Below are 10663 nucleotides of genomic sequence, written 5' to 3'. Positions count from 1 at the left end.
GGGCGGTGGGCAGTCTGCTGTGGCGGCGATTCCAGCTCCCATGAAGCTGGAGGCCGAGGCAAATGGTGCCGCTTCCCGAATGGTCGAGATCGCGGGAAGGGTTTACGAACTGGTGGTGGTGCCGGTGCTGGCGCCCATCCCGACTGCCTGGGTCGCTTTTGGCATGGAACTTGACGAAACAACCGCGCTTGAGATTAAAGGCTTGTCGCCGATCGATCTCGAAATTGCATTTATTTACCAAAATCAGGATCGGCAATATTCGCTGGCTGGCGCAACGTCTGAGCAGGTGGCACTCAAGGCGTTTTTGGCTGAAAATCCGCCGGTTTCCGAAGTCTTTAGTGCACGGTTCAATGGGCAAGATCATCTGTTCTGGCGGCTGCCGCTGAATGCCGGCGACAACGAGACGGAAATCAGCGCACTGCTTTATTACTCCATCGATGTCGCACTTGAGCCTTTCGACCCTCTGGTGGTGGCCATGATAGTCACACTTATTGGCGGGCTTCTGCTTCTGATCAGCGGTAGCGTGGTGGTTTCACGAGGTGTGACCCGCCCATTGCGCCGGCTTGCCGAGGCGGCCCAGCGCATTACGGCTGGTGAGTACCGGGTGGTCGATGCCCCCACCGAAGGGGATGAAGTCGCCGACCTGACCATGAGCTTTAACCAAATGATTGGCGCGGTGCAGGAACGGGAAAACAAAATCCGTTTTCAGGCTTTTCATGACACCGAGACCGGTTTCCCCAACCGCTTGATGTTCGAAGACATGCTGGATGACACGATTAGTGGAAGCGATTCTTTTGTTGTTATCGTTGCAGAAGTACAGCAGGTGCCCGAGCTCAGAAGTGTGTTGAACCACAGTAATATCAACGACTTGATGGTCTGTGTAGGTGGCCGGTTGCATCAGGTGGCAGATACCAATGTGGCGCGCCTGACCACCGAAAGTTTTGCCTTTATCCTTGAAGATGCGAGCGAGGCGGAAACTGTTGCGTCCCTCGTCATGAACTCGTTTCTCACGCCTTTCGACGTGGCGGGGATTATTATTGATGCACGAGCGAAGCTTGGGCTGGTAAAATACCCGGGCGACGGCGACGATACAGCGACCCTGTTGCGCCGTGCGAACGCCGCGCTTGATAAGGGGCGTATGATGCAAAAAGGCTATGCCTGGTATGACCCCGATAGCGATAAATCACAAATGCAACGCCTCTCGATGATGAGCGAGCTTCGTGTTGGTCTTAAAAATGGCGAGGTACGTTTTGCCTACCAGCCGAAACTGGATTTGGCGACAGGCAGGGTTACCATGGCTGAGGCGCTGGTGCGCTGGATCAGCCCGACACGGGGCTTTGTACCTCCGGATGATTTTATTCCCCATGCCGAAAGGACCGGAGATATCCGGCACCTCACGGAGTGGGGCCTGCGCGCGGCTATCATGCAGGTGGCTGACTGGCGCGCGAAGGGGCTCGGGCTGGGTGTTGCAGTGAACCTGTCAACAAGCGACCTGATGAACCCCGGCCTTCCGGGACAAATACTGATGCTTCTTAAGGAATTTGACGTTGAGGCGAGTTCTCTTGAGCTGGAGGTGACAGAAAGTGCGGTCATGCATGATACGGAACGCGCGCTTGAAGTGTTGAACATGCTCGCTGCTATGGGCCTGACGCTTTCGATTGATGATTACGGCACGGGCTACTCGTCGCTCAGTTATATCAAGCGCCTGCCGGTCAGCGAGATCAAGATCGACAAATCCTTCGTGATGAATCTTGCCAAAAGCGAAGAGGACAACATCCTCGTGCGCTCGACGATTGAGTTAGGGCACAATCTGGGCCTGACGGTGACGGCTGAGGGTGTCGAGGACGAGGAGTCTGTCGCGCGTCTGAAAAAATACGGCTGCGACACATTGCAGGGCTATCATTTCTCAAGACCAGTGCCCGCCGCTGAACTTGAGAAGTTTCTTGAGGATGGCGGGTATGAAACGGTCTAACTCGGCTACATTAGCATTATTGCCTTTGTTGATGGGTTGGGGGGCGAACGCGGACGAACCATTCCCGACGATAAGCTTCGATTTTCTGGCGGATGCCCGGATTACCATCGCTGATGGTGAGCCAAGCTGGTTTAGGGACTGGCTTGGTAAAGGGCGTTATGGCGGAACGCACTGGGCAGGGAACGTTGTTGAAGAACTGCGCCTGGCCGAAGTCTCCATTCTGGCGAAAGCTGAAATCAGCTGGGACCTGAGCGGGTTTGTGCATGCCAAGTTTGACCATGAGCAGAACAAGCCGCTCGACCTCGTGGAGGCCTACCTTGAATATAAACCCGCCCCGCGGTCTGCCGTAAGCTATGAAGGCCGTCTGGGCCTGATGTTCCCGCATATTTCGCGTGAGAATGTAGGGGTAGCCTGGACCAGCCCCTACACAATTACCCCGTCCGCTATCAACAGTTGGGTTGGTGAGGAAATCCGCGCGCTGGCGCTGGAAGGCAAGGCAAAGTACCGCGCCGGTGCGCACAGTCTGTCGTTGACCGCCGCAGTCTTTGGCTTCAATGACCCGGCGGGAACGCTTCTGGCGTTTCGCGGTTGGGCCATGAATGACTATAAAGTTGGGGCCTTCAGCCAGTTGCCGCTAGCGGACCTGCCCTCCATAGGTGCGGACAGTGATTTCCTTGCCAGTCAACCGCTCTGGGTGCACCCGGTAAACGAGATAGACGGCCGGCCAGGTTATTATGTTTCGCTTGACTGGGACTATGCCAAACGTTTCAGAGCAGGGGTATTTTACTATGACAATCGCGGCGACCCCGAGGCGCTAAAACGCAAGCAATATGGCTGGGATACGCGTTTCTGGAATGTTTATGCAGAAGCTGACCCGCTTCCTGGCTTGAAGCTGATCAGTCAGTACATGACAGGCAACACACTTATGGGAGTGAAGGAAAGCAGCGGTCAGTATCCGGTGGACGTTGATTTTGAAGCTGTTTTTGTTTTGGCGAGCCAAAGATTTGACCGTAACCGCTTAAGTGTCCGCTATGACTGGTTCGCAACCAGTGACAATACCTTCATTGTGGAGGACAACAATAACGAATGGGGGCATGCGTGGACGGTGGCGATATCACGCGAATTTCGCAAACATGACCAGTTGATTCTGGAATATCTGCGACTGGATAGCTGGCGTCCGGCGCGGAAAGCCATCGGTTATGCCGCCGATCAGGCGCAAACTATCCTGCAAATTAGTTATCGCTTACGCTTTTAGGGAAGAGTAACGGGGTAAGGGCTGGATCACCGGGCGATCAGTTCCTTGACCGCAACAGCCTTGATGAGTGCGTAAACTTTGGCCCCTTCCTTCAGGTCCAGTGACTTGAAGGAGCGCTCGGTTATCCGGCTGGTTAGCTGAAATTCTGTTCCCTCCGGCACAAGCATAAGATCAACGCCTGCTCTGCGTTTGCTTGCATGCACAAGGCGGCACTCAATCTGGTTGACGATACTGAGGCCTTCGGTGCGTTCACGTGCAATGGCGATATCGCGTGCCAGAATACGCAGCCGCAACAAGCTGCCCACAGCCTCACCGTCGTCAGGTAACCAAAGTTCGTGAGCTCCCATATCGCATGCGATCATGCTGTCGGCCCGTTTTGAGACCCGAAGAGAAAGCAGGCGACCGGCGTCATCCAGATGAAGAAGGGCTGCGGTTTCAGGGCGGGCGAAAATTTCGCCGAGCGGACCAGCCACCGTTGCGTGCATGTTTTGCATAAGGATAGCACAGTCAGCGGTCTGGAGCATTTCCTCCGCCTGATGGGTTACCATCAGGATGGGTAGGCTGGCTTTCCTGTTCAGCGTCCGGATGAGCTGCATGATGTCTTTGCGGCGGACGGGGTCCAGACCATTCAGCGGTTCATCCAGAACCAGCAACTTTGGCTTCGATGCCACCGCACGAATGATGGCCGCGCGTCGGGCCTCGCCGCCCGACAAGGTGTGCGGCTTGGCGTCCAGCCGGTTGTGGATGCCTGCTTGTTCGCACAGTGCCATAAGCTCCGCTTCCGGTATTCGGCAAGCGAAGGTAATGTTTTGATAAAGCGTGAGGTGCGGGAACAAGGTGCTGTCTTGGGGAACAAGCGCAATGCCGCGGCGCTCCGCCTTCAGGTTAATCCGCTGGCTGCTGCTGAAAACTGTCTCTCCGGTAAGGTTAATGGTGCCTGTGGTCGGACATTCAAGCCCCGCCAACAGCCGTGTGAGAGTAGTTTTGCCGGCACCTGATGGGCCGATCAGTGCCGTGATGCCGGCGCTAAGGGAGAACCGGGCATATCCATCCACACGTCCCGTGCGCCAAGCTATGTCGATATGGCTTTTGCTGGGTGTCATCACAGCCCCCGACTTCTGCGCGCCCGGCGTGCGAGCCATTCTGAGAGGGCAAGACTGCTGATGGCCGGTATCAGGCACAGGAGGGCCAGCCGCGCCGCGGCTTCCTCCCCGCCGGGTGATTGAGCGGCACTGTAAAGCGCTAATGGCAAGGTCTGGGTGAGGCCGGGAATGTTCGCCGCAAATGTAATAGTGGCGCCGAATTCTCCGATAGCGCGGGCGAAACCAAGGGCAACCCCAGAGAGGATGCCCGGCACAGCAAGAGGCAAGCTAATCCGCCAGAACCGGCGCCGTGCGGTGGCGCCCAATGTGGCCGCAACTTCAAGGTAGGCCTTGGGCTCCGCTTCAAACGCTTGCCGTATAGCGCGGATCATCAGCGGGAGCGCCATAAGGCCGCTGGCCAACGCCGCTCCTTGCCATTTGAAGGCCGGGCTGATGCCCAGACTGACGAGCCACCCGCCAATCATGCTGTTGGGTGCAAGGAGGATGAGAAGCAGATATCCCACCACAACCGGGGGGACCACGAGTGGCGCGTGAATGAGGACTTCTACCGCTGTTTTGCCTGCGAAATCGCGGCGGGCCATGGTGTGGCCCATAACGATGGCGAGGGGCAGGCTAAGGATGGTTGCCCAGATGGCAACTTTGAAACTGAGCAGAAGCGCCGCAATTTCAAAGTCGCTGATCATCCGGCCGCCTGTGTGTTGATGTGCGCCGCGTAGCGCCTTAGACCGGCTTCCAGTTCCGCGATCAGGTCTTCGGTGTCTTCAAGGCCGATATGGATACGGACAACCGGGCCTTCCGCCTTCCAAGTCGTTACGCTGCGGCTGCCGCGTGGGTCGCTCGGCAGTATCAGACTTTCATAGCCGCCCCAACTGAAGCCCATTTTGAAAAGCTTCATATCGTCGACGAGTGCCGCTGTATCCGGGTAGTCTCCGCCCTTGAGTACAATGGAGAACAACCCGCATGAGCCTGCAAAGTCGCGTTCCCAGATGTCATGGCCGGGGCAGTCCTCAAAAGCCGGGTGCAGCACTTTCGCGACTTCGGGGCGATCTTTCAGCCACGCCGCGACCTTCAGTGCGTTTTCTTCGTGTGTTTTCAGTCTTACGGCAAGGGTGCGGATACCGCGCGAGGCGAGGAAGGCATCATCGGGTGAGCATGTTTGACCAAGCTGATAGGCGGTGCGCTGCAACGCCTTGAAGGTGCGTTTGTTCGCAGTCGCGCTGCCAAGCATGATATCCGAATGCCCGCCGATATATTTGGTTACTGCATGGATGGAGATATCCGCCCCCAAATCAAGCGGCTTCAGCAACAGAGGTGTTGCCCAGGTATTGTCGACCACAACGTAGATGTCGCGGGCGCTGGCAGTCGCGACAATGGCGGGCAGATCTTGCACTTCAAAGGTCAGCGAACCGGGGGTTTCCACCATCACAAGGCGGGTGTTGTCGCGGAACAGGCTTTTAATGTCCGCGCCGATAATCGGGTCGTAATACTCTGTCTCGACACCCATCTGGCGCAGCAGGCCTTCGGCGAAAGTGCGGGTGGGCTCGTAGGCGCTGTCGGTGATCAGGATATGGTCACCGGTGCGGACCAATGCCATGATGGCGCCGGTGATTGCCGCGACGCCGCTGGGGTAGAGCATGGTACCTTCGCCGCCTTCAAGCGCGGTTATTGCTTCTTCCAGCGCCCACTGGGTGGGGGTGCCTTTGCGGCCATAAAACAGTTGTTTTGCGCTTGGGTCGGCGCAGCGTTCCCTGAGTTCTGCGTAACTTTCAAAAAGACAAGTGGACGCCCTGTACACAGGTGGGTTCACGATCCCGTGGCTCCATTCCTTGCGGCGGCCTGCTGTGATCAACTGGGTTTCTGTCTTTTTGCTATCGCTCATATGTTCTCCGCCGGGCCAGTTTCAATGGGCAGGCCAATGTCACTGCCCCATTCACTCCATGAACCGTCATAGATGGCCACATCCTGTTTGCCAAGGCTCGCAAACGCAAGTTTAAGCACGCAGGCCGTTATGCCCGACCCACAAGAGGTAATCACGGGTTTGGACATATCAATACCCGCAGACTCCATTTTGGCACGCAATGCGTCTGGTGGCAGTAGTGTGTTGTCATCGGAAAAGAGCGTCGCGAACGGTAGGTTGCGTGCGTGGGGGATATGACCGGAACGCAGGCCTTTGCGCGGTTCTGCAGCAGTGCCTTCAAATCGGGCACAGGCGCGCGCATCGACAATCTGTTCATTTTTCGATTTCAGCGTCATCAGCACATCGTCCGTTGTACGCATCAAGTCGGGCACGAACTGGGCGCGATAGTCGCTGGCGGGCTGATCGGTTGCTTCGGATGTGAGAGGGCGACCTTCAGCACGCCATTTTTTTAAGCCGCCATCCAGCACATAGACTTCAGTGTGACCCATGACGCGAAAGTGCCACCAGACGCGCGCTGCGGACCGCACGTCGCTGTCGTCATAAATGACAAGGGTATTGTCGTTCGTGATGCCCATCTTGCGGACTGATTTTTCAAATTCGTCAACGCGGGGCAGGGTGTGCGGCAGGGATGAGGCCTTGTGGGAGTTTTCGTCAATATCGAAGAAAACGGCATTCGGGATATGGGCCGTATTATACTCTTGAGCGGCATCCCGTTTGCTGTCCGGCATATGCCAGGTTGCGTCAATACTGATAATCCCGGGGTCACCGAGGCGCGAGGCCAGCCATTCCGTTGAAACGAGCGGAGGTATCATACTTGATTCCTGTTCCTGTCAGAAAGAAGACACAGTATTCAGTCTGGGGCGCGCGTACAACGGGCCATATGGCATGGCAGACTTGCGTTTAGGTTATGGCTGTATGGCATGGGACGCATGGTTGTAGGGCATGAAAACGATAAAAGCGCCTGCTGGGGGCAGACGCTTTTACCTACTCAGCCCCGGAACTCTGGGGTTATTCGGACTGAAAGTTATGTTTGTTGGGCCTGGGGGCTCAAATTTGTGGTAGCTCAGTGATCAGTTTACAATATGTCGGCTCGCAAAGTCTCCACCATCCTGTGCGGTGAAAAGACTGGACAGAAGCGGGTGATCAAAGGATTCCGTCTCTGCACATACTTCCAGATTATCCTCCGCGACATAGGTCGTATGGGTCTCACCGTCCACAAGGACGTGGTACCAGGGGCGATCTTTCGGGGGGTGCGAGCTAGCCATAATGTCATACCATTCAGGAGACTGGCTATACACCGCATCCACATCAAAGATCAGGCCGCGATATCCGAACCGGCGGTGGCGGATAACCGTACCGGGGGCGAAGCGGGCTTTGTGGAAATGTGCCATTATTCTTCTCCTACTTGTCGACCACTATCTTCAAATCTCTGTGCTTGCTTCAAGTCGACCAGATCATTTCTTGACCTGTTATCTGCCATTGTACAGGGCGTGCCTTAATAAATGCTGAACTAAAAATACAAAACCGTTAAGGTTTTGGTAATTATCTTACAAAGGTAAATGCCGAGAGGGAGGGATGCTGCAGCTGCGAAGGCTATGCAACTTGCGGAAAATCTTTGACAAAACCTGTACTGCGTCGCATAGGCAGAGCAATCGCGGTTTACTGAGGATATGTAGGATGAGCAAAGATATTTACAAGGGGCTCGGGCAGCTTGGCGCCAAGGTTGAGGCCCCGCAAAAGCCGGAAGACGCACAGCTTGAGTATGTGCCCAACCCGCGCCCCAAAGTCGATTATCTGGTGCGTTTCACATGCCCTGAGTTCACTTCGCTGTGCCCCGTGACAGGCCAGCCGGATTTTGCCCATCTGGTGCTTGATTATGTGCCCGGAGAAACCTTGGTGGAAAGTAAAAGCCTGAAGCTGTTTTTGCAATCCTTCCGCAATCACGCCGCTTTTCATGAAGACTGCACGGTGGGCATCGCCGAGCGGTTGGTGGATGAGATGAAACCGAAGTGGTTGCGCTTCGGCGGATACTGGTATCCGCGCGGCGGCATCCCCATTGACGTATTTTTCCAGACAGGCAAAGCGCCCGAAAGTGTCTGGATTCCGGAACAGGCAGTGCCCACTTACCGAGGCCGGGGCTAGGCGCGGGAGTTTTTATGCACCTTGTTTATCTTGCCTGTCGTTCAACCGTGCCTAGCTCGACAAATCGCCGTGTGGATGCGTTTGAACATGACCAGATGATGGATTGCCTCCGGCGGGCTTTCGAGCCGCATGGCGGCAAAGTCAGCGATGTTGCGTGGGACGATCAAACGGTGGACTGGTCTACGTTTGACGCGGCCCTGATCGGTACGGCGTGGGATTATCCCGACAACCTCCCTGCCTTTTTGGCTGCGCTGGATATGATTGGTGCAAAAATACCGGTCTTTAATTCTCGCGCGCTGGTGCAGTGGAACACTGACAAGGGCTATCTACGTGACCTTGGCGACAAAGGCGTACGGCTTATTCCGACCATATGGCTGGACAAGGTTATCCCACGTGCGTTTGGCGAGGTGTTCGACGCGTTTGGCGTGGACACGATTATTGCTAAACGGCAAGTAGGTGCGGGCGCCGACGGACAGCACAAGATCATTCGCGGCGACGCGGTGCCCGAAATGCCGCACGCTATGATGATCCAACCCTTCATGCCGTCCATAGTGGCGGAAGGGGAAATCAGCTTTATCTTCATTGGCGGCGAGTTCTGCCACGCACTTCTGAAAACTGCCGCAGCAGGGGATTACAGAATCCAGTCATGCTATGGCGGCAAGGAAACGCCTTTGACGCCGTCAGCAGATGACATCGCGGCGGCAAGCGAGGTGCTTGGTGCCTGTGACGAGACGCCGCTTTATGCCCGGGTTGACATGGTGCGTGCGGACGATGGCGGGCTGGTGCTGATGGAAATAGAGCTTGTTGAGCCCTTCCTGTATCCCCTGCAGGGGCCGGAGCTCGGCCCGCGGCTTTATCAGGCGATCAAAGCCAGACTTTAGGGTATGCCGACAAATTTGTGGGTCTGTACGCTCAGATGCCACTTTGGGTGGGCTTTGACATACTCCACCGCAGCCGCAGTGTTTTCTGCCTGCATGGGGCTGTCCATCGGCTGCAGGTAAAAATGTTTGAAGTCCAGCGCTTCGAACTGTGCCGGGTCACCGCCCGCTTGCGGGTAAACCAGTTTCAGTTCTTCGCCCTTCTGCACAATCATGTCCGAGCCGATTTTAGGGCTGATACAAAGCCAGTCGATACCCTCTGGCGGTTCGACTGTGCCATTGCTTTCAACCGCGATCTCAAATCCGGCGTCATGAAACGCCGCAATCGCCGCGTCATCCAGTTGCAGCAGCGGTTCCCCGCCGGTGCAGACGATAAACGGGATGCCGCCTGCACCAGCAGGCCACAGGGCTTTAACAGCCTCGGCAAGGTCATCCGCTGCCTTGAATTTGCCGCCACCGTCACCGTCGGTTCCCACGAAGTCGGTGTCGCAGAACTGGCAAATGGCCTTGGCGCGGTCCTGTTCGCGTCCGGTCCAGAGGTTACAACCGGAAAAACGGCAGAACACAGCCGGACGACCGGCATTCGCTCCCTCGCCTTGCAGAGTGTAGAACATCTCTTTGACCGTATAGACCATATCTAGTCCTGATACCGGGTTGGATCGGTCAGCCCGGCTTCCTTGAAGCCCTTGGCGCGCAACTGGCAGCTGTCGCAGTGACCGCAGGCGCGGCCTGCCGCGTCGGGGTCGTAACAGCTGATTGTCATGGCGTAATCCACGCCCAGTTTTGTACCCGCACTGACGATTTCAGCTTTTGTCATATCAATAAGTGGAGTCTGGATGCGAATTTTCTCTGCGTCTGTCACACCTGCCTTGGTGGCGAGGTTCGCCATCGTCTCATAGGCCGTGATATAGTCTGGTCGGCAGTCCGGATAGCCGGAATAGTCCAGCGCGTTCACGCCGATGAAGATGTCTTTAGCGCCGATCACCTCAGCATAAGCCAGTGCAAAGGATAAGAAAATAGTATTGCGGGCAGGCACATAGGTGACGGGGATATCATGGCTCATGTCATCGTCTGACCGGTCTTTGGGCACGTCGATGTCCGCCGTCAGTGCGCTGCCGCCAAACAGGCGCAGGTCAAGCTCCGCGGTTTTATGTTCGCTGACACCAAGATGCTTCACTACGCGGTCAGCGGCCTCAAGTTCAACGCTATGGCGTTGGCCATACCGGAACGAGATCGCGTGCACGTCAAAGCCCTGATCGCGGGCGATCGCAATCACGGTCGCGCTATCGAGCCCGCCCGAGAGAAGCACTACGGCTTTTTTCTGCTTATCCATCATTTCACTCATATAAATCAAAACTGCCGGGCGCCCTATAGCACCCGGCAGCCGGATTGATA

At 56.2% G+C, this 10663-nt stretch carries 11 protein-coding genes; 4 read left to right on the top strand and 7 right to left on the bottom strand.

Annotation, left to right across the window (positions count from 1 at the left end; all coding sequences use genetic code 11):
- Together ACN0VM_RS07760 and ACN0VM_RS07755 are read left to right on the top strand one after the other, a co-directional pair.
- Window positions 1-1972: putative bifunctional diguanylate cyclase/phosphodiesterase (locus ACN0VM_RS07760; protein WP_417450294.1), on the top strand; the 1972-nt coding region annotated here is incomplete at its 5' end.
- A complete protein-coding gene (locus tag ACN0VM_RS07755) occupies window positions 1959-3227 on the top strand; it encodes a hypothetical protein (protein ID WP_417450293.1) in 1269 nt (422 codons plus the stop codon). The genes ACN0VM_RS07760 and ACN0VM_RS07755, both read left to right, overlap by 14 nt.
- Window positions 3228-3253: 26 nt before the next feature.
- On the opposite strand, the gene ACN0VM_RS07750 is transcribed toward ACN0VM_RS07755, so the two are convergent.
- From ACN0VM_RS07750 to hspQ, 5 genes are all read right to left on the bottom strand, one after another.
- Window positions 3254-4330 carry a molybdenum ABC transporter ATP-binding protein gene (locus ACN0VM_RS07750; protein WP_417450292.1) on the bottom strand — a complete coding sequence of 359 codons (1077 nt, stop codon included), beginning with the start codon at window positions 4328-4330 and terminating at the stop codon, window positions 3254-3256.
- A complete protein-coding gene (gene modB, locus ACN0VM_RS07745) occupies window positions 4330-5013 on the bottom strand; it encodes a molybdate ABC transporter permease subunit (protein ID WP_417450291.1) in 684 nt (227 codons plus the stop codon). Before modB ends, ACN0VM_RS07750 begins: the two co-directional genes overlap by 1 nt.
- Window positions 5010-6209 carry a cystathionine beta-lyase gene (metC, locus tag ACN0VM_RS07740; RefSeq protein ID WP_417450290.1) on the bottom strand — a complete coding sequence of 400 codons (1200 nt, stop codon included), beginning with the start codon at window positions 6207-6209 and terminating at the stop codon, window positions 5010-5012. The genes modB and metC overlap by 4 nt, the downstream gene beginning before the upstream one ends.
- Window positions 6206-7060: a 3-mercaptopyruvate sulfurtransferase gene (sseA, locus tag ACN0VM_RS07735; protein WP_417450289.1), complete on the bottom strand. Its 855-nt coding sequence runs from the start codon at window positions 7058-7060 to the stop codon at window positions 6206-6208. Before sseA ends, metC begins: the two co-directional genes overlap by 4 nt.
- Before the next feature lie 258 nt (window positions 7061-7318).
- On the bottom strand, window positions 7319-7639 hold the full coding sequence (hspQ, locus tag ACN0VM_RS07730) for a heat shock protein HspQ (protein WP_417450288.1): 321 nt from the start codon (window positions 7637-7639) through the stop codon (window positions 7319-7321).
- Between the two features lie 286 nt (window positions 7640-7925).
- On the opposite strand from hspQ, the gene queF reads away from it, so the two are divergent.
- Together queF and ACN0VM_RS07720 are read left to right on the top strand one after the other, a co-directional pair.
- Window positions 7926-8390 carry a preQ(1) synthase gene (gene queF / locus ACN0VM_RS07725; RefSeq protein ID WP_417450287.1) on the top strand — a complete coding sequence of 155 codons (465 nt, stop codon included), beginning with the start codon at window positions 7926-7928 and terminating at the stop codon, window positions 8388-8390.
- A gap of 14 nt (window positions 8391-8404) precedes the next feature.
- The gene (locus ACN0VM_RS07720) at window positions 8405-9271 is read left to right on the top strand and encodes an ATP-grasp domain-containing protein (protein ID WP_417450286.1); all 867 of its coding nucleotides are present in this window, start codon (window positions 8405-8407) and stop codon (window positions 9269-9271) included.
- Here ACN0VM_RS07720 and queE read toward each other — a convergent pair.
- Window positions 9268-9903 (bottom strand): 7-carboxy-7-deazaguanine synthase, encoded by a 636-nt coding sequence (gene queE / locus ACN0VM_RS07715; protein WP_417450285.1) that lies wholly within the window; start codon window positions 9901-9903, stop codon window positions 9268-9270. The genes ACN0VM_RS07720 and queE overlap by 4 nt on opposite strands.
- A gap of 2 nt (window positions 9904-9905) precedes the next feature.
- Window positions 9906-10601: a 7-cyano-7-deazaguanine synthase QueC gene (queC, locus tag ACN0VM_RS07710; protein WP_417450284.1), complete on the bottom strand. Its 696-nt coding sequence runs from the start codon at window positions 10599-10601 to the stop codon at window positions 9906-9908.
- Between the last annotated feature and the right edge of the window lie 62 nt (window positions 10602-10663).

It is taken from the genome of Kordiimonas sp., assembly GCF_048260245.1.
GTDB lineage: Bacteria > Pseudomonadota > Alphaproteobacteria > Sphingomonadales > Kordiimonadaceae > Kordiimonas.
This window is presented reverse-complemented; position numbering and strand designations above follow the sequence as displayed.